Below are 23220 nucleotides of genomic sequence, written 5' to 3'. Positions count from 1 at the left end.
TCCCTCCCCCCCCCCCCCCCCCCCCCCCCCCCCCCCCCGCGCAGGGTGATCAAGTCGGTGAGAGATTCAGGCGCGCGCCGCGTGCCAGCCGGCCACGAAGGCGGCGGCGCGCTCGGCCAGCGCTTCCACCGTCACGCCCGGGCTGTACAGCGAGCCGCCGATGCCGAAGCCGGTGGCGCCGGCGCGTACCCAGGACGCCATGTTGTCGACCGCCACGCCGCCCACGGGCCACAGCGGGGTACCGGCCGGCAGCACGCTGAGCAGGGCTTTCAGGCCGCCGTGTCCGACCATCTCGGCCGGGAACAGCTTGAGCGCGTGGGCGCCCGCGTCCAGCGCCGCGAAGGCTTCGGTCGGGGTGGCCACGCCGGGCGCGCAATACATGCCCAGCTCGGCGCCACGGCGTATCACGGCCGGCACGCAATTGGGCGAGACCAGCAGGCGGCCGCCGGCCGCGTGCACCGCTTCCACGTGCTCGACGGTCAGCATGGTGCCGCCGCCGATCAGGGTGCCCTGGGGCAGGGTGTCGTTCAGGATGGCGATGCTTTCCAGCGCGCCGGGGCGGTTCAGCGGCACTTCCAGGGCGCGGAAACCGGCATTGTAGAGCGCCTGGCCGACGGCGGCCGCTTCCTGCGGCGCCAGGCCGCGCAGGATGGCGACCAGCGGCACCTCGGGTGCCTGGGGAGCTTGAATAGTCATGGCATCAACCTTGTTGGATGAATGTGGGGATGAAGGTGGACACGGCCGCGCGGTAGACCTCATGCGGGTCCAGCACCTCGCAGGACAGGTCGAAGTGGCGCGCGGCCACGGCATAGCGGGCCGCCAGCGCGGGCGAACCGATGATGGCCACGCTGCGCGCCTGGCCGGCGGCGGCGGCCGCGAATTCGTTACCGATCAGCAGGCCGCTGACGAAGCCCGGGGCTTGCGCGGCGGGCATGGCGCCGGCCACCACGCGGGCGCGCACGCGGAACAGGGAGTTGGACAGGGGTTCATGGGCGCGGGCCTGCTCCAGGCCGGCCACGAAGGCTTCCGGATTGTTGCCATCGCCGCCCATCATGGACGACAGGGTGCCGCCGGCCGACAGCATGGCAAACAGCTCGCCCGTCATGTAGCTGGCGATGGACTGGATCACGCCATCCTTGAGCAGCACCCACTTGCTGTGGGTGCCGGGCAGCACCAGCCAGCCGTCGCGCCGGCCCAGGGCCACGGCGCCCAGCAGCTGGGTTTCCTCGCCCCGCATGACGTCGATCTCGGCGCCCTGGCGGTACACATAGCCGGGCACGATGTAGGCGCGGCCGGCCCATGCGGGATCGTTCAGGGGCGCCAGGTGGGCCGGCAGCTGCTCCAGCGGCACGCTGCTGTCCAGGTAGGGCACTTCCTGCCAGCCGGAGGCGCTGCCCACCATGCCGGACATCAGGATGGGGGAGCCGGCGGCCGACGGCATGGCGGCCAGCAGTTCTTCCAGGGCCGGGCCGAAGCGGCCCTTGGCTGCCAGCATGCCCTGCGCATCGTCGTATTCGGCCAGGCAGGCGCCGGCGCGGTCTATCAGGTAGGCGCGGCGGTTGCTCGTGCCCCAGTCTATTGCCAATATGGTGTCGGTCATCAATGGTCTCCCTGCGGGCATATGGTAAAGAATTCCGGGATAACAATCCAATGAAATATTTGGACAGCCCCATAACCAAATGGCATATCCATACCAGCCCCAAGATTGCCGGGGGGCTGGTCTTGGTTTAGTATGCAGCGCATGAACCATCCCCCTTCCCCGCTCAAGAAATTCGTCATCATCGGCGCCGCGACAGCCTTGATAGGCTCCATCCTAGGCTCTTATCTGATCGGCGTGCGCTTCGTACAATCGGACCAGGCCAAGGCAGCCGCCGCTGCGGCCAAGGCGCCGGTCGCCCCGGCGCCAGTGGCTCCGGCGGCCCCGGTGGCGCCCGCCACCCGCAGCAAGGAACAGGGCATGGCCGCGCTGATGGCGCTGCCGGAATTGCAGGCCTGGTCGGCCCGGCTGGAGAAATCGTCGGGAGGAAAGGCGCATGGCGCGCTGCTGGAATACGATCCGGCCCCGCGCGACTGGAAGGGCAAGCGCTACTGGCAGTTGAGCTTTGTGGAAAACGACGCCGACTCGGTGCAGCGCTGGGAAAGCTTCCTGGTGTCCACCAGCGACGATGAAATCCTTGTGGACGACGCCGACAGCGACCAGCCCCTGACGCTGGAACGCTGGCGCAAGGAGAAGCACCCCGAGCGCCGCACCAGCGCCGGCGGCTGAGCCGCCTGCAGCGTCAAAACGCGCTTTTCACCACGCCGCCATCGACCCGCAGCGCGGCGCCGGTGGTGGCCGAGGACAGCGGGCTGGCCACGTAAGTCACCAGCGAGGCCACTTCCTGCGGCGTGCCGAAGCGCTTGATCAGCGAGGTCGGGCGCACGTGGACGAAGAACTCCGCCTCGACCTGCTCGAAGCTCTTGCCGTCCGCCTTGGCCAGGTCTTCCACAAAGTCGCCCACACCGCGCGACTTGGTCGGCCCCGGCAACACGCTGTTGACCGTGATGCCGGTCCCCGCCACCGATTCCGCCAGCCCGCGCGCCACCGCCAGCTGGGCCGTCTTGGTCATGCCGTAGTGGATCATCTCGGTGGGGATCTGCACCGCGCTTTCGCTGGAAATGAAAATGATGCGGCCCCAGTTGGCCTGCTTCATGGCCGGCAGTACCAGCCGCGCCAGGCGCACGCCGCTCAGCACGTTGACGTCGAAAAAGCGCATCCAGTCCTCGTCGGGGATATCCTCGAAGGCCTTGGGCTCGAAGATGCCGAGGTTGTTGACCAGGATGGCGATGCCGGGATAGCGCTGCACCACTTCCTGCGCCGCCGCAGCCTGGCTCAGGTCGCCCGCATAGCCGTGTACCGTGCCCTGGGTGTCGGCGCGGATGTGCTGCACCGCCTCGTCCACCCCGGCCTGCGTCCTGCCGTTGACGATCACGCTGGCGCCTTCCTGGGCCAGGGTGTGCGCGATCGCATAGCCTATGCCGGCCGTGCTGCCGCTGACCAGCGCCAGCTTGCCGCCGAGTTGCAAGTCCATATCGTATCTCCTTGGTGTGCGCCGGATTGGCTGCCCACCCACTGTAGCAAGGAGTCGCGCGCCCGTCTTCTGCCGCCCGGCCGATGCGGAAAAACCGTGGCGCCACCCTTTCGGGGATGGACTTAGAACCCGTTTCAAAATGAGCAGGGCTAGGCACGGCGACGAAGACAGTGCGCCTGCACGGCTAGGAGCCGTAACGACGCCATGGTCATTTTGAAACGGGTTCTTACGCTACCTTGAAGGGGCGCGCCTTCACCGTCCCTATCCACAGCACGGTGAACACCGTCAGCGCGGCCGCAACCCAGCGGTAGCTTCATCGTGTTGTTCTGGGCAAAGCCACCATGATCAGGCCAATTGCTCGATCTCGCTGGCGGCGCGTTTCAGGATGGCTTCGATCTGCGCCAGCTTTTCCGGGCTGGGCGTGCCGTTGCGGGCCTGCTTGATCACCGCTTCCTTGAGCGCGTGCATGTGGCTGCGCAGGTCGCCCCGCGCCGCAGCCGGTTCGCCCATGCGGGCCAGCACGGCGTCCACCAGCTGGCGGTTCCCGGCCAGGAAGGCCTCGCCCTCGGCGGTGATGGTGTGCAGCTTCTTGTTGCCGTCCAGGGTGACCTCGACGTGGCCCATGTCCACCAGCATGGCCAGCAGCGGGTAGATGGCGCCCGGGCTGGGCGTGTAGGCGCCGCCGGCGCGCTGTTCCAGCTCCTTGATGATGTCGTAGCCGTGGCGCGGCTTTTCCGCGATCAGCTGCAGCACCACGTAGCGCATGGCGCCGGCGTCGAACATCTTGGGACCGCGTCCCCGGCCATGGCCGCCCCCGTGGTGGTGGCCGTGCATGGGATGGTGGAAACCGTGATGGTGATGAAAGTTGAACATGTCTTTTCCTTTTAAGATATAACCAAGTAAGATATAACTTAGTAAGATATAACTTAGTAAGATATATCTTAAACCGTTTTTGGCAGAGTTCAAGGACTTTTTCATATAATTTTCTTGACCCTCACGCCACGTGATACCCCATCCTGCTTTCCATGCTCACAGTCAAACAACTCTCCCGGCTGGCCGGCGTCACCACGCGCACCCTGCACTACTACGACGAGATCGGCCTGCTCAAGCCGGCCCGCGTCGGGGCCAACGGCTACCGCTATTACGATGAGGCGGCGCAGCTGCGGCTGCAGCAGATCCTGCTGTACCGCGAGCTGGACGTGCCGCTGTCCGAGGTGCGCGCCATCATGGGCAGCCCGGACTTCGACGTCATGGCGGCCCTGCTCAGCCACAAGGAAGCGCTGGCGCGCCAGGCCGGCCGCCTGCGGGAGCTGATCGCGACTGTGGACGGCACCATCCTCCACCTGAAAGGAAAGCACAGCATGGACAGCAAGGGATTATTTTCCGGCCTGAACAAACCGGAGCAGGAACAGTATGCGCATGAAGCGGAACAGCGCTACGATGCCGAGACAGTACGCGCCTCGAACCGGCGCTGGAAGGGCTATGGCGCGCAGACCCAGGAAGCCATCATGGCCGAAGGGAACGCGGTGTATGCGGACATGGTGGCCGCCATGCCCCAGGGTGCGGCCAGCGACGCGGTGCAGGACATCGTACAGCGCTGGCGCGACCACCTGGAACACTTCTGGACACCGGAACTGGCCCAGCTGAACGGCCTGGCCCGCATCTACGTGGACGACCCGCGCTTCAAGGCCAACTTCGACCAGCTGCACCCGCAGCTGGCCGCCTTCATGGTCGAGGCGGTGGAACACTATGTGGCGGCGCGGGCCTGAGGCTGGATGCCTGAAGCCCGCCGCAGCCGTCACACGTCGAGGTGGGAAATCAGCAGGCGCGGCGTGTCGGCCTGGGGAGCGCCCTTGGCCTTGCGTTCGACCACCACGCGGCCGTTCTGCGCGTCCAGCGAAATGCCGACCGACAGGATGTCGATCAGCAGCAGCTGCAGGATGCGCGAAATCATGGACAGGAAAGTGGTGCTGTCCTCCGTGTGGTCGACCGCCAGGCATACGCTGGCCTTCTTGGCCAGCGGCGAATTGCTGGACGTGATGGCGATGACGTCCGCCCCCGCCGCGCGGGCGGAGTCCACCGCTTCCAGCAGCTCCGGCAGCTTGCCGGAATTGGAGATCGCGATCACCACGTCACCCGGGTTGAGCAGCTCGGCCGCCAGCGCCAGCAAATGTGAATCGCCATAGGCAGCGGTCGGGATGCGGAAGCGGAAGAACTTGTGCTGGCCGTCCAGCGCCACCACGCGCGAATTGCCCATGGCGTAGAACTCGACCCGCTTGGCCTTGGCCACCAGCGCGATGGCCTTGTCCAGCGAGCGCACGTCCAGCTGGTCGCGGAATTTCAGGATGGCAGACACCGTGTTGTCGATCACCTTGGCGGACAGGTCGTGGGTGCTGTCGCTGACACGCACCTGGCTGTGGCGCACGGGAATGGCGCCGGTCAGGCTGCTGGCGAATTTCAGCTTGAAGTCGGCCAGGCCGAGGAAGCCCAGCGAGCGGCAGAAGCGGATCACGGTGGGCTGGCTCACTTCGGCCAGCCGCGCGATGTCGGCAATGGGTTCGTTGAGCACCAGTCGGGGCTGCTCCAGCACCAGCTGCGCCACGCGCTGCTCGGCCGGGGTCAGCTCGTGCTGCAGGTGCTGCACGCGCTCCATCAGCGTGTTGGCGCCGCTGCGTCCGCGCAGGTGCTCGGACAAAATGGTGGCCACGCCGTAGAAGGCAGGGTTGGGCGTGGTGATGACATAGGTCGGGATCTCGGCCAGGTAGCTGGTGAAGCGGCCCTTGGCTTCGAAGCGGGCGCGGAACGGCGAGCTGGCGAACCAGTCGCCCATGCGCGGCACGATGCCGCCACCGATGAACATACCGCCAAACGCACCCAGCGTGACGGCCAGGTTGGCTGTGGCGCCGCCCAGCATGGCGCAGAAGCATTCCAGCACTTCCAGGCACAGCGGGTCCTTGTCGGTCAGGGCGCCGGACATGATTTCCTGCGACGTCAGGTCGCGCACTTGGCGCCCGTTGCGCTTGGCAATGGCGCGGTAGATGATCTCCATGCCCGGGCCCGAGATCAGCCGCTCGGTGGACACGTGCGACCAGGTCTGCCACGCGTATTGCAGGATGGCGTATTCGCGCTCGTCGGCCGGCGCGAAGTTGGTGTGGCCGCCTTCGGAACCCAGGGTCACGAAGCCGTCCACGGTGGGGATCACGCCGGACACGCCCAGGCCGGTGCCCGGACCCAGCACGCCCATGACGGAATTGCCGGCCTGCCGGCCGCCGCCCACCTGCATCAGGTCGGACGGCTTGAGGCCCGGCAGCGACATGGCCAGGGCCGTGAAGTCGTTCACCACCAGCAGCGTGTGCAGGCCGAGCGCGCGGCGCACTTCGTCGGTGGAGAATTCCCAGTCGCGGTTGGTCATGCGTATCTGGTCGCCGCTGACCGGGTTGGCCACCGCGAAGGCGGCGTGGTTCAGGTTCAGGTCCGCATGGTCGGACAGGTAGGAGCGGACCATGGCGACGATGTCGGTGTAGTCGTCGCACTTGAGCACGCGCACGGCGTGGAATTCGCCCGGCGCCGTCTGCAGCGCGAAGCGCGCATGGGTGGCGCCGATGTCGGCCAGGAGGCGCGGACCGTCGGCAAAGGCGGCGCGATGGAGTTTCTGGTCCACGTCAGCTTGTTTCATTGTCGATTCAGTTTATACAGTAAGCGGCAAGGATACCCGAAATAGTCGATGTGAAAAAGGAAAGCGGCCTTGTGGCCGCTTGCTTATCCGCTTGGAATCCGTTTCAAAATGAGCAGGGCGAGGCGCGGCTCCGAAGACAGTGCGCCTGCACGGCGAGGAGCCGCAACGACGCCATGGTCATTTTAAACGGGTTCTTAGGCCGCGTAGCCGAACCAGGCGCCGTAGGCCGGCAGCGTGAACTGCGTGCCGGCCAGTTCGCCCGGCAGGCCGTGGCCTTCCAGCTTCTCGGCGCCGGCTGCCTGCGGCAGCGCGAAGTTCACCGGTTCGGCGCCCAGGTTGAACACGGCGATGATGCTGCGCTCTCCCGCCAGATCGCGGCGCAGCGCCAGCACCGGTTCCGGCGCGTCGAAGAACACGATGTCGCCGCGGGTCAGCTGCGGCAGCTTGCGGCGCCACGCGATGATGTTGCGGGCGAAGTTCAGCGGCGACTCGGGATCGCCCTCCTGCAGCGAGGCGGCGCGCGCCTTCTGCCCGGGCGACACCGGCAGCCACGGCGTGCCGGTGGTGAAGCCGCCGTGCTCGCCGTCGGTCCAGGCGATCGGGGTGCGGCAGCCGTCGCGGCCCTTGAACTCAGGCCAGAAGGTGATGCCGTAGGGGTCCTGCAGCAGCTCGAAGGGCACGTCCGCTTCCGGGAAGGCCAGCTCGTCGCCCTGGTACAAACAGGGCGTGCCTTTCAGCGACAGCTGCATGGCGAGGATCATCTTGGAGAAGGCCAGCGGCGCCTGCGGCCCGCCCCAGCGGGTCGCCACGCGCTGCACGTCATGGTTGCCGACCGACCAGGAGGCTACCCCGCCCTGCACGCGCGCCTCGAAGGCCTCGACCTGGGCCCGGATGTAGGGCGCCGACAGGGCCGGCACCAGCAGGTTGAAGCTGTAGGCCATGTGCAGCTTGTCGCCGCCGGCCGTGTACTCGGCCATCACGGCCAGCGAATCGTCGGCGCCCACTTCGCCGATGGCGACCGCATTGTATTCGTTGAGCAGGGTGCGCAGCTTCTGCAGGAAAGGCAGGTTCTCGGGGCGGCTCTTGTCGTAGATGTGGGCCTGCATGCCGTAGGGGTTCACGTCCGACACGGTGGCGGTGTCGCGCGTGGTGGCGGGCGGATTGCTGCGCAGTTCCTGGTCGTGGAAGTGGAAGTTGCAGGCGTCCATGCGGATGCCGTCCACGCCGCGCTCCAGCCAGAAGCGCAGCGCATCCAGGTGCGCCTGCTGCACCTCGGGGTTGTGGAAATTCAGGTCCGGCTGGCTGGCCAGGAAGTTATGCAGGTAGTACTGGCGGCGGCGCGTGTCCCACTGCCAGGACGAGCCGCCAAACACCGACATCCAGTTGTTGGGCGGATTGCCGTCCGGCGCCGGATCGGACCACACATACCAGTCGGCCTTGGGATTGTCGCGGCTGGAGCGGCTCTCGGCAAACCAGGGATGCGCCTCGGCCGTGTGCGACATCACCTGGTCGATCATGATCTTCAGGCCCAGGCTGTGCGCCTTGGCGACCAGGGCGTCGAAGTCGGCCAGGGTGCCGAACATGGGGTCGACATCGCAGTAGTCGGCAATGTCGTAGCCGAAGTCCTTCATGGGCGACTTGAAGAACGGCGAGATCCACACGATGTCCACGCCCAGCGAGGCGATGTAATCGAGTTTCGCGGTAATGCCGGGCAGGTCGCCGATGCCGTCGCCGTTGGTGTCGAGGTAGCTGCGCGGGTAGACCTGGTAGATGATGGCGTCGCGATACCACTGTTCGGCGGCTTGAGTATTAATCGTAGTCATAAGAGAATTGGGGGAGCCAGGAGGTGCTTGTAGAGAATATACATCACACATATGGATTTTTCAATGAATCCCGGAATCCGCCAAAAACGCGATTTCACTAATAAAATCAAAAGCTTAATCATAGCCTGCGATATTTAAACACAAAATTCAGTAGTCAAACTACAGGAGCATCCATGCAGCAAGCAGCCGGCAACGGGCCTTTGCCCCGCCAGATCCCGTACATCATCGCCAACGAGGCCTGTGAGCGCTTCAGCTTTTACGGCATGCGCAACATCCTCACGCCCTTCCTGATCAGCACCATGCTGCTGTCCCTGCCGCTGGCCGAGCGCGCCGGCGAGGCCAAGCACATCTTCCACACCTTCGTGATCGGCGTGTACTTCTTCCCGCTGCTGGGCGGCTTCCTGGCCGACCGCGTGTTCGGCAAGTACCACACCATCCTGTGGTTCAGCCTGATCTACGTGGTTGGGCACGCCTGCCTGGCCATTTTCGAGGACCATCCGCACGGCTTTTACTTCGGCCTGTTCCTGATCGCGCTGGGCTCGGGCGGCATCAAGCCGCTGGTGGCGGCCTTCATGGGCGACCAGTTCGACCAGACCAACAAGAACCGCGCCAAGGGCGTGTACGACTTCTTTTACTGGACCATCAACTTCGGCTCTTTCTTCGCCTCCCTGCTGATGCCGGTGTTCCTGCGCGACTACGGTCCCGGCATCGCCTTCGGTATCCCGGGCCTGTTGATGGCGGTGGCCACCCTGGCCTTCTGGCTGGGGCGCCACAAGTATGTGTACGTCAAGCCGCCGGCGGCCGATCCGGATTCCTTCTTCAAGGTGGCGCGCACGGCGCTGCTCAGCCATCAGCCGGGCCAGTCGCGTCCCGGCCTGGTGATGGCCGCCGTCGGCGCCGCCGGCGCCATCGGTTCGCTGGCCATGACGCCGCAATGGGGCTTCGTGATCGCCGCCTGCCTGGCACTGGTGCTGCTGCTGGCCTTTGGCGGCGCCGGCACCGCCATGCAGCTGGAGCGGGCCCGCGGCCAGCATGCCGGAGAGGCGGTGGAAGGCGTGCGCGCCGTGCTGCGTATCCTGATCGTGTTCGCCCTGGTGACGCCGTTCTGGTCCCTGTTCGACCAGAAGGCTTCCACCTGGATCGTGCAGGCCAACAGCATGCACTCGCCGCTGCTGTCCATCTTCGGCTTCGAGTTCACCCTGCTGCCGGCGCAGATGCAGGCCGTGAACCCCATCCTGGTGCTGTTGCTGATCCCGCTGAACAACTTCGCCCTGTTCCCGCTGATGCGCAAGCTGGGCGTGGAACCCACCCCCCTGCGCCGCATGACGGCCGGGATCGCCCTGAGCGGCGCGGCCTGGATCGCGGTGGCGCTGATACAGATCGAGATGGATGGCGGCGCGCCGGTCTCCATCCTGTGGCAGCTGCTGCCGTATGTGCTGCTGACCCTGGGCGAGGTGCTGGTGTCGGCCACCGGGCTGGAATTCGCCTACAGCCAGGCGCCGGCCTCGATGAAGGGCATCATCCTCAGCTTCTGGTATTTGGCGGTCACGGTGGGCAACCTGTGGGTGCTGATCGTGAACGCGGGCGTGAAGAACGATGCCGTCAGCGCCCACATCGCCAGCAGCGGCATGAGCGTGGGCGCGTTCCAGATGTTCTTCTTCGCCGGTTTCGCCCTAGTGACCGCCGTCGCCTTCGGCCTGTACGCCCTGCGCTACCGGATGGTGGATAATTACCGCAGCGCTTGAGCGTACCTAAACTACACGATTTGATTTACCATATCGCCGGATTTAGACCATAAGTGGAGTATTTTGTAGCTCCACTACCTACTGGAGACGATGATATGGGCGGTGTAAAGCTGACGGCGGGGGTATTCCTGAGCGGCGCGGTGGTGCTGGGACCGGTGGCGCTGGCGGCCGGTACGCCCCTCCTGGCCGTGTGCGACGGGCCGTTCGCCACCGTCCTGCACCAGGCCCCGGCCGCCGAGGCGCGCGCTTACTGGCTGAACCGCCAGATCATCAAGTGGCCCGGCGCGGCAGGTCACGGCGTGTTCAAGCTCTATTATTCGGCGCAGGCCGCGCTGGACGCCAGGCCCGGCGCCAAAGTATCGGGCGCGGATGGCGCGCTGACGCTGGACAGCCTGGACGGCGCGCTGCCGGACGAGGTGGCGCGCCGCTTCCGGTTCACCGGCGCCGGCCCGCTGCTGTCCATCCCCGAAGCCGGCCTGGCCCGGGTCCCCGCACTGCTGCGCCAGCAGGCCATGCTGGTGCTGGAAGCCGAAGACGGTACAGTGAAAGACGCCACCGCCCTGCAGATCGCCGGCGCGCTGGACGACTGGTACGCCGGCGCGGCCCAGGCCCGGGACTACGGCGTCACCGTCAGCCGCGAGCGCACCGCCTTCAAGCTGTGGGCGCCGACCGCGCAGCAAGTCTCGCTATGCCTGTACGACCAGGGCGGCAGCAAGGCGCGCAGCATTATCCCCATGACCCTGGACGCCGCCACCGGCGCCTGGAGCGCCAGCCAGGCGGGAGACCTGTCCGGCCGCTACTACCAGTATGTGGTGGATGTGGTGGCGCCGTCGGCGGGACTGGTGCGCAACATGGTCACCGATCCCTATTCGATCAGCCTGACCACGGATTCCAGACGCAGCTACATCGCCGACCTGGACGCCGCCGCGCTCAAGCCGGCAGGCTGGGACCGGACGCCCGCGCCGGCCAGGGTGCAGGCGCAGACCGACATGACGGTGTATGAACTGCACGTGCGCGACTTTTCCATCAACGACGCCACCGTCAGCGCCCGCAAACGCGGCAAATACACGGCCTTCACGCAGTTGCAGTCCAACGGCATGAAGCACCTCGCCGCGCTCAGCAAGGCCGGCATCACCGACATCCACCTGCTGCCGGTGTATGACATCGGCAGCGTGCCGGAGCGTGGCTGCGTGACGCCCAGGGTGCCCGCAGCGGCCCCGGACAGCGAAGTCCAGCAGGCACTGGTGGCCAAGACCCGCTACACCGATTGCTACAACTGGGGCTACGACCCCTACCACTACAACGCACCGGAAGGCAGCTACGCCAGCGATCCGGCCGACGGCGCCCGCCGGATCATCGAATTCCGCCAGATGGTGCAAGCGCTGCACAAGACCGGCCTGCGGGTGGGCATGGACGTGGTCTACAACCACACCTATATCGCCGGGCAGAACGAGAAATCGGTGCTGGACCGCGTGGTGCCCGCCTATTACCACCGCCTGGACGCCAAGGGGGCCATCGAACGCTCCACCTGCTGCGACAACACGGCCACTGAAAACCTGATGATGGCCAAGCTGATGATCGATTCCACCGCGCTGTGGGCCAGGCACTACAAGATCGATTCCTTCCGCTTCGACCTGATGGGCCACCAGCCGCGCGCCGTGATGGAACAGTTGCAGCGCCGCGTGGACGACTACAGCGGCCGCCACGTCAACCTGATCGGCGAAGGCTGGAACTTCGGCGAAGTGGCCGATGGCGCCCGCTTCGTGCAGGCCTCGCAGCTGTCGCTGAACGGCAGCGGCATCGGCACCTTCAGCGACCGCGCGCGCGACGCCGTGCGCGGCGGCGGCGCCGGCGACTCCGGCCTGGACCTCATCACCAGGCAGGGCTACATCAACGGCCTGGCGTATGCACCCAATGCTCCCAACGACCAGGCCGGCCAGCGCCCCATGGAAGAGCTACTGCGCGCGTCGGACATGGTGAAAGTGGGCCTGGCCGGCTCCATCCGCAGCTACGAACTGGCCACGGCCGACGGCTACACGCGCCGGCTGCAGGACATGGACTACGGCGGCCAGCCGGCCGGCTACGCCAGCGAGCCAGGCGAAACCGTCAACTACGTGGAGAATCACGACAACCAGACCCTGTACGATATCAACGCCTTCAAGCTGCCGCAGGATACCAGCGCCAGCGAACGCGCCCGGGTGCAGATGCTGGGCGCGGCCATCAACGCCTTCAGCCAGGGCGTGGCCTACTTCCACGCGGGGTTTGACATCCTGCGTTCCAAGTCGCTGGACCGCAACAGCTTCGAATCGGGCGACTGGTTCAACCGCCTGGACTGGAGCTACCGCGACAACTACTACGGCGTGGGCGCGCCGCCAGCGCAGGACAATGGCAAGGACTACGCGCTGATCAAGCCGCTGCTGCGCAATCCCGCCATCAAGCCGGCGCCAGCCGATATCGCCTGGGCCCGCGACGCCTTCCGCGACCTGCTGGCCATCCGCTCCAGCAGCACCCTGTTCCGCCTGCGCAGCGCCAGTGACATCGAACAGCGCCTGCGCTTCCTGAACACCGGGCGCCAGCAGGAGCCCACCGTGGTGGCGGCCCAGTTGGACGGCGAGGGCTACGCCGGTGCGGGATACAAATCGCTGGTCTACCTGATCAACGTGGATACCAAGGCGCACAGCATCACGGCGCCCGAAGCGCAGGGCCGCGCCTACCGCCTGCACCCGGTCCACACGGCGCCGCAAGCAGCTGACCGGCGCCCCGCCCAGGGCGCCCGCTACGACAGCGCCAGCGGCAGCTTCACCATCCCGCCGCGCACCGCCGTCGTGTTCGTCGAACCATAACCCCAAACCGGGAGCACAAACCGGGGTCAGGTCTCTCAATAGCACAAGAGTTCGCTTCGCAAAGCTAGCTCATGTACTAATGAGAGATCTGACCCCGGGTTTTAGGGGGCGCGGTAGAACTCGATTTCCACGATGGACAGCGCGCCCCTGGGCGTGCGGTTGGCGCCGGTGTCGGCGTTGGCCTGGTTGGCCACTTCGGTTAACTTGATGGCGTTGCTTTCGTCGGCCGCGCCGTTCAGTTCCACCTTCACGCTGCTGCCGCGATGCGGCTTGAGCGGCAGCGTCACGTAGCCCAGGCTTTTGGGCGTCATCCCGCTGTACACCTCCATCCCGTCCACATACACCCGCAACGGGTAGCTGCGCTCGCGCCAGCCGGACAGCTTGAGCGAGATTTCCTTCAGCGTCGCGGCTTCGGCCAGGTGGTAGGTGATGGCCGGCGCACCTTCGCCCGGCTTGCTGGACCATGAGGTGGTCTCGTCATCGTCATAGGATTTGAGCGCGTCGGCCGCATTGCTGGCTGCTTCCACGGAAGCCACCGCCACCGCCACGCGCGACACCTTGAACGATGGCGTGGCCGGCGTCGGCCCACGGTCCAGGCGCAGCGGCAGCCCGTCCGCTGGCAGCTCCTTCGCCAGCCCGCCCTCCACCACCAGGGGCTTGCTGTCCAGCGCCAGCTCGGCCGGCGCCAGGCCTGCGGCCGAAGCGCGCAGCACTACCTTGCCGGCCTGCGTGGTGCTGCGCACCAGTACCCGGTTGACGCCGCCCTCGACCGGCAGCTCGCGCGCCAGCACGTAGTTGTCCGGCCCCTGGGCGATACCGCCACGCCATTCGGCCGGCCCCTGCAGGTCGAACTTCACCCGGTCCAGCGCCACCGGATTGCGCCGCCCCTGCGCATCGACCACTTCGACCTGCACCAGCGCCACGTCGGCGCCGTCGGCCCGCCAGCCCTTGGGCGACACGGTGGACGTCAGGCGCAGCGCAGCCGGCGCCCCGGCCGTCACCAGCACCGCTTGCGAGACCTGCTTGCCCCTGGCGTCGTAGCCGATGGCTTTCAGCTCGCCCGGCTGCCAGGCCACGTCGTCAAAGGTAAACAGGAAGCGCTCGCTCTGGCGCCCCTGCCCCAGCAGCTTGCCGTTCAGGTACAGCTCGACCCGGTCGGCGCTGGACACCACGGTCACGGTCTTGACCGTGCCCGGCGCATAGTTCCAGTGGCCGATGATGTGGCTGCGCTGCTGCTCGATATCGACCCAGCCATCCCACACCACCTGGTGCGCGTAATAGCCATCCTTGGGGATGCGCATGGCATCCACCTCGCCGCTGCGGCGGTAGTTTTCGGCGCCGCGGTGGTGGGTGTTACTGTCCGAGAAAATGATGTTGACGCCGCCGCTGTTGACGCGGGTGCCGGTGCCTGGCCGTTCGCGCCAGTAGTCGTACCAGCGCTTGACGTCCTCGATGGCGTGGCTGTCCTGGTTGCGGTTGTAGGTACTGGCATCCTGGTTCTTGTACAGCGGGCCCTCGCCATCCTTGTGGAAGGGTGGCGACAGCTCATCCCAGAACTTGCGCGCGCCCTCGTCGCGCGAATACTCCATGGCCCACATCGGAATGCGCGCGCTCTTATTGATGTATAACATTTCCCCGCCATACTCGGCCACCGATTGCAGCTTTGCGCTCAGCATTTCGCGGCTGCCCGAGGCGCGCCCGCCATGGGGGTCGAACTGATCGCGCAGCGCCTTCATCTCGCGCATGTGCTCCTCGCTCACGCCTTTATTGCCGCTCTCGTAGAACACGATGCTGGGATTGTTGCGGTTGTAGATAATGGAATCGCGCATGACGGCGATGCGCTGCTCCCAGCGGCGGCCTGTGACGTCCGCCTCCGAGTCGCCGGCCGGCATGGCCTGCATCAGGCCAATGCGGTCCAGCGATTCCACGTCCTGCTTCCATGGCGCGATGTGCATCCAGCGTATCAGGTTGGCGTTGCTGGACAGCGCCAGGCCGTTGCTGTAGTCGCTCAGCCAGGCCGGCACCGACATGCCCAGCGCCGGCCATTCGTTCGAGGTGCGCTGCGCATAGCCCTTCATCTGCAGCACACGGCCGTTCAGCCTCACCATGCCCTGGCTGAAGTCCGTCTGGCGGAAACCGGTGCGGGTGACCACTGTGTCGACCGCCTTGCCATCCACCTTGAGCGTGGTCTCGACCTTATACAGGTAGCCGTAGCCCCAGCTCCAGAAGTTCAGGCCCTTGACCCTGGCGCTGGCCTTGACCACGGCGGTGGCGCCGGCCGCCACCGTTTGCGCCGGCGCAGCGAACTTCGCCACCTGCTTGCCATCCGCGTCGCGCAGCACCACCTCATAGGTGAAGGTGGCGGCCGCCGGGCGCTCGTTGCGCACCTGCGATTCGGCGTGGATGGCGGCGCTTCTGCCGGCGATGTCGAACTCGCGCGCATACACATACACGCCGGTGGTGCCCAGCGTGGAATACAGCGGCAAGGTCTGGTACAGCCGGTCCGCCACATGCAAACGCACGTTCTTGGGCAGGCCGCCGTAGTTGGCGTTGAAGTTCTTGTCGGACCACTGGTAGCGCTGCCTGGTGGCCGCCTCGCGGTAGTCCCAGCTGTTGTCGGTCCTGACCGCCACCACGTTCTCGCCCTCCACCAGCGCATCGCTGATGTCGTAGCCAAAGGCGGTCACGCCGTCTTCGTGCAGGCCCAGGCGCTTGCCGTTGACGTACACCTCGGCCGCCTGGCGCGCGCCCTCGAACTCCAGGAACACCTTCTGGCCGCGCGCCGACGCCGGCAGGGTGAAGTGCTTGCGGTACCAGGCGATGCCGGTCGAGTGGTCGGTGATGTCCTTGCCAAAGGCGTCGTCCTCATTCCAGGCACGCGGCAGGGTCACGGCCTTCCAGCCACTGTCGTCGAACCCGGCCTGGGCCGCGTTGGCCGGATCGGCCACCGCCAGGCGCCAGCCGGGGTTGAAGTTGTAGACGTCGCGCGCCTGCGCAGGGGTGGCCGGGGCGGCCGCCACCAGTGCCGCCAATGCCGTCAGTACGGCCAGCGCGGGCCTGGCTTGGCCAGTGGTCGAGGGTAGTGTGCTCATGTGGCTTCCAGAAGGGTGATGTGAATGCAGGGAGAAATCAGGGGGCGGCCAGCCGCTTGCAGTCCCTGATCCGCTCCAGCGGCACCGCGTCCGCCATGGCCCGGTAGCCGGCAGGCGACAAGTGCAGGTGGTCGCCTGAGTCGAACGCGGCCTGCAGCCGGTCCGGCGCGTCCGGGTCGCGTACGGCGGCGTCGAAATCGGCCACGCCGTCGAACAGAGGCGAGGCGCGCAGCCAGTCGTTCAGCGCGCGGCGGTCTTCCTCATTTTGGGGTTCGGGACGGTACAGGGTGCTGCCGCCGTAGGGCGTGATGGTGCCGGCGTAGAAGCACAGGCCGCGCGCGTGGGCGCGTTCGGCCAGCTGCTGCCAGCCTGCCTGCAGGCGGGCGACCAGCTCCAGCCGCGATTGCGGCGTCTCCTTGCCGCCGCGGTGCAGGCGCCCGAGGTCGTTCACCCCGATCAGCACCAGGATGTGGGCGGCGCCGGGCCGCGCCAGCACGTCGCGCTCATAGCGCTCCAGCAGGTTCTGGCCGATATCGTCGCGCAGCATCTGGTTGCCGCCTATGCCGCTGTTAATCACCGCCAGCGGCCCCTGCCCTTGGTCGCGCAGGCGCCGCTGCAGGTAATCGGTCCAGCGCTCGTTGCCATCCTTGCCGGAACCCGAGCCATCCGTGATGGAATCGCCCGCCGCCACCAGGGCCAGGGCGGAGGACAGCACCTCGATGCCGCCCACCTGGAACCAGGATGTGACGGCGCGTCCGCCTTCCAGCGTAGCCCGGGCACTCTGGTCACCGGGCGCCACGAACTGGGTGGCGTGCGCCGCTACGTGGACGCTTTGCCTGGAGGGGATGGCGGTGAAATCGAGGGAGAGCGCCACATCCTGGCCAGCGCCGGCGGAGAACGCCAGGGGATCGCTGAGGCGCTCCTCGCCCGGCGGCACCGTCACGCCGGCGGCGCCGCCGAAACGCAGCGCCAGCGGCTGTCCACTATCCAGCCGGGCGCTGCCCGGCCCGGCGGAAGGCCCCAGGGTGGCGGCCGCGATCACCAGCGGCTGTTCGCCCAGCAGGTTGCTGATGCGCACCCGCAGCTGCGGCCCGCCCAGCGACAGCCGCATCACCTGGCGCAAGGTGACGTCGCGCAGTTCCGTCTCGCGCAGCGCGCTGGCGGCAGGCGGCTGCATCAGGGCGGTGCCCCAGCTGGCTACCCAGCGTGATCCTTCCTCCGCCCCGGCGGACAGCGCCAGCAGCAAGCCGGCGCCACATATCAATGATCGGAGCACGCGATCCCCTCTGCCCAATAGAAAATACTAATATATTAGTTATGGACGATGCAGGGAATGGCTAGTTCCAATCGCTCACCAACTTGATCCGGCCGGACGGCGCCCGCTAACGGGCTTGCCCGGTATGCTAATATTTAAAGTTGCCTCGACCTACCACTGGCTCATGAGCGTATCCACCCTACCCGGCAGTTTCAAACTCGACCGCTCGCGCAGCGCTTCGATACAAGTATATGAGCACTTGCGCGACCTGATCGTCACCCTGTCGCTGCAGCCGGGCGCCACCCTGTCGCGCGCCGACCTGGCAGATTATTTCAACGTCTCGCTCACGCCCATCCGCGACGCCCTGTCGCGCCTGGACGAGGAGCGCCTGGTGGAAGTCTTCCCGCAGCATGTGACGCGGGTACGCGCGGTGGACCTGGATTCGGCGCGCGAGGCGCATTTCCTGCGCCTGTCGGTGGAACTGGAAATCGTGCATACGCTGGCGCAGGAAGCCAATCCCGCCCTGGCCGCGCACCTGCTCAACCTGGTGGCGCGCCAGCAGGCCTGCCTGAAACAGGACGACCTGGCAGGCTTCACCGCCATCGACATGGAACTGCACCAGGCCATGTACGAGGCGGCCGGCCTGCCCAATTTGTGGCTACGCATCCGCGCCGGCAGCGGCAACCTGGACCGCCTGCGCCGGCTGCACCTGCCACTCAACGGCAAGGCCAGGTCCATCTTGGAAGAGCATACGGAGATTGCCCACGCCATTGCCAGCGGCGATCCGGCCCAGGCCCAGGACTGGGTGCGCCGCCACTTGTCGGGCACCCTGTCCGAGCTGAATGCGCTGCGGGCGCGCTATCCGGACTTCCTGCTGCCGATCCAGTAGATCACTCGGCGATCAGGACCACCGGCCCGGCCTTCTCGAACACGGCCTTGCCACCCTTGATGACGGCCGTGCCGCCCGAATAATAGTCCTTCACCTTGCGCCCCTCGGCGAACACGCCGCCCACGTCGATGGCGGCGCCCTGCCCGGCCGGCAGGTCCAGCGCCACCACCACCTGGTCGCGCACGCCATCCCTGTCATAGGTGCGCTTGAAAACGTAGGGCTGGGCCGACAGCTGCTGGTGCACCCCGGCGCCGATGGCGATGTGCGCCTTGCGGAACAGTCCCAGCCTGGCCCAGTGCGCGCGGATGGCGGCATTCTTGTTCAGGTCCTCCCAGTTCATGAAGGAGCGCAGCCTGGCGTCGCCCACCGCCTCGGCCACGTCCAGGCGGCGCGCGGTCTCGTCGCCGTAATAGATTTGCGCGGCGCCCGGCGCCAGCAGCAGCTTGGTGGCGCTCTCGTAGGGCTTGGTGCGGGCCGGATCGAAGGGCCGGTCGAAATCGTGCGAATCGAGGTAGTTCAGCACCGAGCGTCCGCGCAGCTCGCCATTGAGTCTGGCCGAATAGCTGCTGAACAAGGTTTCATAGCCCTGTCTGGCGTCGTCCACCAGGCCGAAATTGATCATGCTGGCGAAGCCGTTGTCGTAGTAGTTCACCTTGCGGTCGCCCAGGTCGTGCTGCAGGCCGTCGGCGATGCGGTAGTTGTACACTTCCGCCGTCATGAAGAACTGGTCGTCGCCCAGTTTTTCACGCGGGTGGGCGCGCTTCCAGTCCTCGTAGGCGGCGCTGGCCACCGTGTACAACTCCTTCCACACACCCGCTTCCACGTGCTTGACGGTGTCGGCGCGGAAGCCGTCCACGCCGTACTTGCGCACCCAGTCGGCGTGCCATTTCATCAGGTAGTAGCGCGGCGCGCGCGGATAGCCGGTGCGCTGGAAGAATTGGTCCAGCTCCTGCATCTCGCGCGCATAGCGGCCTTCCTTCTTCCACTTGGCGGCCAGCGCAGGCGGCAGTTCGACCGGCTGGTCGCTGTCGGTGCGGATGTCCGGCAGGTTCTTCACCAGGGTGCAGCTGATGGTGGTCTCGGCGCTCTTGAAAGTACATTGCGGCTCGGTGCGCACCCAGCCGGCCGGCCAAACCGGATCGGCCTCGGTCACCGGGCCGGTGTGGTTCATCACCACGTCCAGCAGTACGCGCAGGCCGTGCCGGTGCGCGGTCTGGACGAACTCGCGCATGTCTTGTTCGGTGCCCAGGTTGGCGTCCACCGCCGTGAAGTCGGATGCCCAGTAGCCGTGGAAGCCGTAGGATTTGCCGGTGCCCTCGTCGGTGCCGGCGTGGATTTGCTCCACCGGCGGCGTGAGCCAGATGGCGGTCACGCCCAGGCTGTCGAAATAGCCCTCGCGGATTTTCTGGGTCAAGCCTTTCAGGTCGCCGCCCAGGTAGCCGCGCAGGGGTGCGGCGTCGGCCTGGCGGCCGTAGGCCAGGTCATTGCTCTGGTCACCGTTGCTGAAGCGGTCGGTCAGCACGAAATAGACGGTGGCGTTTTGCCAGGAAAACGGCGCCTTCGCTGCCGGGGCCACCGGCGCGGCGGCCGCCGCCCCCAGGGTTGCGGCGCCCAGCGCCAGTGTCAGCGACATTGCCAGGGGTGTCCATTTCATGCTGTCTCGTCCTCTCTTTGGGGTACTAGGTGGTGACAGTCGGGTGCGTGCGCCCCGTCCATCCGGAAATGCCGCCTACCTGCTCGGCGATCAAGATCAATGCGGACAGCGCCTGCTGGGTGGGCAGGTGGTGCTGGGTCGGATCGGCCTCGTAGCGCTCCAGGTAGACGCGCAGGGTGGCGCCTTCGGTGCCGGTGCCGGACAGGCGGAAGACGACGCGCGAGCCATCCGTCATCACGATGCGTATGCCCTGCTGCTTGGCTACCGAGCCGTCGACCGGGTCGGTGTAGGCGAAATCGTCGGCGAAATCCACCGTGTAATTGCCCAGGTTGGTGCCGGCCAGGGTGGCCAGCTTGATGCGCAGCGACGCCATCAGCTCGTTGGCCGCGTGGGCGTCCACCGCCTCGTAGTCGTGGCGCGAGTAGTAATTGCGGCCAAAGCGGGCCCAGTGTTCGGTGACGATCTCCTGCACCGACTTGCCGCTCACGGCCAGCAGGTTGAGCCAGAACAGCACGGCCCACAGGCCATCCTTTTCGCGGATGTGGCTGGAGCCGGTGCCATAGCTCTCCTCGCCGCACAGGGTGGCGCGGCCGGCATCGAGCAGGTTGCCGAAGAACTTCCAGCCGGTCGGGGTTTCAAACGCCGGGATGCCCAGCGCCTCGGCCACGCGGTCGGCCGCCTGCGAGGTCGGCATGGAGCGCGCGATGCCCCGCAGGCCGTTCTTGTAGCCCGGCGCCACGGTGGCGTTGGCGGCCAGGATGGCCAGGCTGTCCGAGGGGGTGACGTCGAACCTGCGGCCGACGATCATGTTGCGGTCGCCGTCACCGTCCGAGGCGGCGCCGAAGTCGGGCGCGTCGTCGGCCGCCATCAGGGCGATCAGCTCGGCCGCGTTGACGGGATTGGGATCGGGATGGTGGCCGCCGAAATCCTCCAGCGGCACGCCGTTGATCACGGTGCCGGCCGGGGCGCCCAGCAAGCCTTCGATGATGGCTTTCGCGTAGGGCCCGGAGACCGCGCCCATGCCGTCGAAGCGCATGGTGAAGCCGCGCGCGAACAGGGCGCGGATGGCGTCGAAATCGAACAGCTGCTGCATCAGTTCCGCGTAGTCGGCCACGGAATCGATCACCACCACCTCGGTCTGCTCGATGGTGGTGCTGCCCAGGCGCTGCAGGTCGATCTCGGCCGCGTCGCTGATGCGGTACTGGCTGATCGATTCGGTGCGCTTGAACACGGCGTCGGTCACGCTCTCGGGGGCCGGGCCGCCATTGGTGATGTTGTACTTGATGCCGAAGTCGCCGTCCGGGCCGCCCGGATTATGGCTGGCCGACAGCACGATGCCGCCATCGGCGCCATGCTTGCGTATCACGGCGCTCACGGCCGGGGTGGACAGGATGCCGCCCTGCCCCACCAGCACGCGCGCATAGCCATGCGCGGCCGCCATGCGCAAAATGGTCTGGATGGCGGTGCGGTTGTGGTAGCGGCCGTCGCCGCCCACCACCAGGGTCTTGCCGCTGGCGTCGCCCAGCGTGTCGAACACGCTCTGCACGAAGTTTTCCAGGTAGTGCGGCTGCTGGAACACCGTGACCTTCTTGCGCAGGCCGGAAGTGCCCGGCTTCTGGCCCGGGAAGGGGGTGGTACTAACCGTTAATATTGTCATGATCGCTCCGCATGGGTGAATTGCAAAAAATTGCCACGGGAACAATATTACATGATTTACTTGGCCAAGCGACGCTCCACTGCCGCATTATCCTTGACGATCATGGTCAGCACGCCCGCCACCAGCATGCACAGGCCGCCCAGCATCAGGGTCTTGACGGTGTGGCCGCCAAACAGGTGCTTGGTCACAAAGCCCAGCAGCAGGCCGCTGACGATTTGCGGGATCACGATGAAGAAATTGAACACGCCCATGTAGTAGCCCATGCGCTTGGCGGGCAGTGCGCCGGCCAGGATGGCGTAGGGCATGGTCAGGATGCTGGCCCAGGCGATGCCGACGCCCACCATGGGCAGGAACAGCCCGTTCAGGTCGTGGATGGCGTAGATGCTCATCAGGCTGATGCCACCGATGATCAGGCACAGCATGTGGGTGAAGCGGCGGCTGGTGTGGCGCGCCAGCACCGGCAGCAGGAAAGCCGCCAGCGCCGACACGCCGCTGTACACGGCAAACATCACGCCCACGCGGTTGCCGGCTTCCTGGAAGGCGGCCGACTGCGCATCGGTGGTGCCGAACACGTTGTCGGCAATGGCCGAGGTGGTGTAGATCCACATCGCAAACAAGCCTATCCAGGTGAAGAACTGCACCACGGCCAGCTGCGCCATGGTCTTGGGCATGCGGGTGAAGCCGCCCAGGATGTCGCGCAGCGCGTGCGCCATGCCTTGTTTCTGCTCGGCGCGGAACAGCGCCATGTCTTCCGGCGGTTCCTCCTTGGCGGTGAACACGGTCCACATCACGGCCAGCACGTAGATGGCGCCGCCGCTGTAGAAGGAATAGCGCACCGTGTCCGGGATGGCGCCATTGACCGGCACATTGCTCACGCCCAGGAAGTCGGAGAAGATGGTCGGCAGCAGCGAGGCGATCACCGCGCCCCAGCCGATGAAGAAGGTCTGCATGGCGAAACCGGCAGTCTGCTGCGACGGTCCCAGCTTGTCGCCGACGAAGGCGCGGAACGGTTCCATGGAGACGTTGATGGCGCCATCCATCAGCCACAGCACGGCCACAGCCATCCACAGCGCGGTGGAATTGGGCATCAGGAACAGGGCCAGCGAGGCCAGGATGGCGCCAATGAAGAAGAAGGGACGGCGGCGCCCCCAGAACGGGTGCCAGGTATTGTCGCTCAGGTAGCCGATGATGGGCTGGACCAGCAGGCCGGTGACCGGCGCAGCCAGCCAGAACAGGGCCAGGTCATCCGGATTCGCGCCCAGGGTGGAAAAGATGCGGCTGGTATTGGCATTCTGCAGCGCAAAGCCGAACTGGATGCCGAAAAAGCCGAAGCTCATGTTCCAAAGCTGCCAGAACGACAGGATGGGCTTGCTGCTGGACGATTGCATACTGCGGGTCTCCGGATAATTTGTAGCAAAATAACACGACAGTATTGCTGTGTCAATGACAGGGACTTCATAGTAAAATCCAGCTATTACGCCGGTTTTGACGCCTTACCAGGTAGTCAAATGTAGT

Annotated in this window: 16 protein-coding genes; 5 read left to right on the top strand and 11 right to left on the bottom strand. The window is 66.2% G+C overall.

Annotation, left to right across the window (positions count from 1 at the left end; translation table 11 throughout):
* Positions 1-66 precede the first annotated feature (66 nt).
* Positions 67-696 carry a 2-dehydro-3-deoxy-6-phosphogalactonate aldolase gene (locus tag ACLB1G_RS26995; RefSeq protein WP_491630366.1) on the bottom strand — a complete coding sequence of 210 codons (630 nt, stop codon included), beginning with the start codon at positions 694-696 and terminating at the stop codon, positions 67-69.
* A 4-nt stretch (positions 697-700) separates the two neighbouring features.
* A complete protein-coding gene (locus ACLB1G_RS26990) occupies positions 701-1600 on the bottom strand; it encodes a 2-dehydro-3-deoxygalactonokinase (protein ID WP_491630365.1) in 900 nt (299 codons plus the stop codon).
* Between the two features lie 141 nt (positions 1601-1741).
* Here ACLB1G_RS26990 and ACLB1G_RS26985 point away from each other — a divergent pair, with 141 nt between their 5' ends.
* Positions 1742-2266 carry a hypothetical protein gene (locus ACLB1G_RS26985; RefSeq protein WP_491630364.1) on the top strand — a complete coding sequence of 175 codons (525 nt, stop codon included), beginning with the start codon at positions 1742-1744 and terminating at the stop codon, positions 2264-2266.
* Between the two features lie 13 nt (positions 2267-2279).
* On the opposite strand, the gene ACLB1G_RS26980 is transcribed toward ACLB1G_RS26985, so the two are convergent.
* Positions 2280-3071 carry an SDR family NAD(P)-dependent oxidoreductase gene (locus ACLB1G_RS26980; RefSeq protein WP_491630363.1) on the bottom strand — a complete coding sequence of 264 codons (792 nt, stop codon included), beginning with the start codon at positions 3069-3071 and terminating at the stop codon, positions 2280-2282.
* A gap of 345 nt (positions 3072-3416) precedes the next feature.
* The gene (locus ACLB1G_RS26975) at positions 3417-3944 is read right to left on the bottom strand and encodes a PadR family transcriptional regulator (RefSeq protein ID WP_491630362.1); all 528 of its coding nucleotides are present in this window, start codon (positions 3942-3944) and stop codon (positions 3417-3419) included.
* 152 nt (positions 3945-4096) lie between these two features.
* On the opposite strand from ACLB1G_RS26975, the gene ACLB1G_RS26970 reads away from it, so the two are divergent.
* Positions 4097-4840, top strand: coding sequence for a MerR family transcriptional regulator (locus ACLB1G_RS26970; protein WP_491630361.1), 744 nt, complete (start codon positions 4097-4099; stop codon positions 4838-4840).
* A 29-nt stretch (positions 4841-4869) separates the two neighbouring features.
* Here the strand turns inward: ACLB1G_RS26970 and ACLB1G_RS26965 are convergent, their stop codons facing one another.
* Positions 4870-6747 (bottom strand): glucokinase, encoded by a 1878-nt coding sequence (locus tag ACLB1G_RS26965; RefSeq protein ID WP_491630360.1) that lies wholly within the window; start codon positions 6745-6747, stop codon positions 4870-4872.
* A gap of 194 nt (positions 6748-6941) precedes the next feature.
* Complete coding sequence (locus ACLB1G_RS26960) at positions 6942-8570, bottom strand: alpha-glucosidase (protein WP_491630359.1); 1629 nt, start codon at positions 8568-8570, stop codon at positions 6942-6944.
* Positions 8571-8743: 173 nt separating this feature from the next.
* Between ACLB1G_RS26960 and ACLB1G_RS26955 the strand changes: the two genes are divergently transcribed.
* Positions 8744-10315: a POT-type proton-dependent oligopeptide transporter gene (locus tag ACLB1G_RS26955; protein ID WP_491630358.1), complete on the top strand. Its 1572-nt coding sequence runs from the start codon at positions 8744-8746 to the stop codon at positions 10313-10315.
* 95 nt (positions 10316-10410) lie between these two features.
* Positions 10411-13158 carry an alpha-1,6-glucosidase domain-containing protein gene (locus ACLB1G_RS26950; RefSeq protein ID WP_491630357.1) on the top strand — a complete coding sequence of 916 codons (2748 nt, stop codon included), beginning with the start codon at positions 10411-10413 and terminating at the stop codon, positions 13156-13158.
* Between the two features lie 101 nt (positions 13159-13259).
* On the opposite strand, the gene ACLB1G_RS26945 is transcribed toward ACLB1G_RS26950, so the two are convergent.
* Positions 13260-16250: a glycoside hydrolase family 2 protein gene (locus tag ACLB1G_RS26945; RefSeq protein WP_491630356.1), complete on the bottom strand. Its 2991-nt coding sequence runs from the start codon at positions 16248-16250 to the stop codon at positions 13260-13262.
* Between the two features lie 37 nt (positions 16251-16287).
* On the bottom strand, positions 16288-17526 hold the full coding sequence (locus ACLB1G_RS26940) for an SGNH/GDSL hydrolase family protein (protein ID WP_491630355.1): 1239 nt from the start codon (positions 17524-17526) through the stop codon (positions 16288-16290).
* Positions 17527-17689: 163 nt separating this feature from the next.
* Between ACLB1G_RS26940 and ACLB1G_RS26935 the strand changes: the two genes are divergently transcribed.
* On the top strand, positions 17690-18394 hold the full coding sequence (locus ACLB1G_RS26935) for a GntR family transcriptional regulator (protein ID WP_491630354.1): 705 nt from the start codon (positions 17690-17692) through the stop codon (positions 18392-18394).
* Position 18395: 1 nt separating this feature from the next.
* On the opposite strand, the gene ACLB1G_RS26930 is transcribed toward ACLB1G_RS26935, so the two are convergent.
* Genes ACLB1G_RS26930 through ACLB1G_RS26920 form a run of 3 tightly spaced genes read right to left on the bottom strand, consistent with a single transcriptional unit; the run spans position 18396 to position 23093 of the window.
* On the bottom strand, positions 18396-20048 hold the full coding sequence (locus tag ACLB1G_RS26930) for an alpha-amylase family glycosyl hydrolase (protein ID WP_491630353.1): 1653 nt from the start codon (positions 20046-20048) through the stop codon (positions 18396-18398).
* A gap of 25 nt (positions 20049-20073) precedes the next feature.
* A complete protein-coding gene (locus ACLB1G_RS26925; RefSeq protein ID WP_491630352.1) occupies positions 20074-21705 on the bottom strand; it encodes an alpha-D-glucose phosphate-specific phosphoglucomutase in 1632 nt (543 codons plus the stop codon).
* 56 nt (positions 21706-21761) lie between these two features.
* Positions 21762-23093: an MFS transporter gene (locus ACLB1G_RS26920; protein WP_491630351.1), complete on the bottom strand. Its 1332-nt coding sequence runs from the start codon at positions 23091-23093 to the stop codon at positions 21762-21764.
* Positions 23094-23220 lie beyond the last annotated feature (127 nt).

It is taken from the genome of Duganella kummerowiae (genome assembly GCF_053572355.1).
The sequence above is the reverse complement of the archived record's forward strand: the minus strand, read 5'-3'. Positions and strand labels throughout refer to the sequence as shown.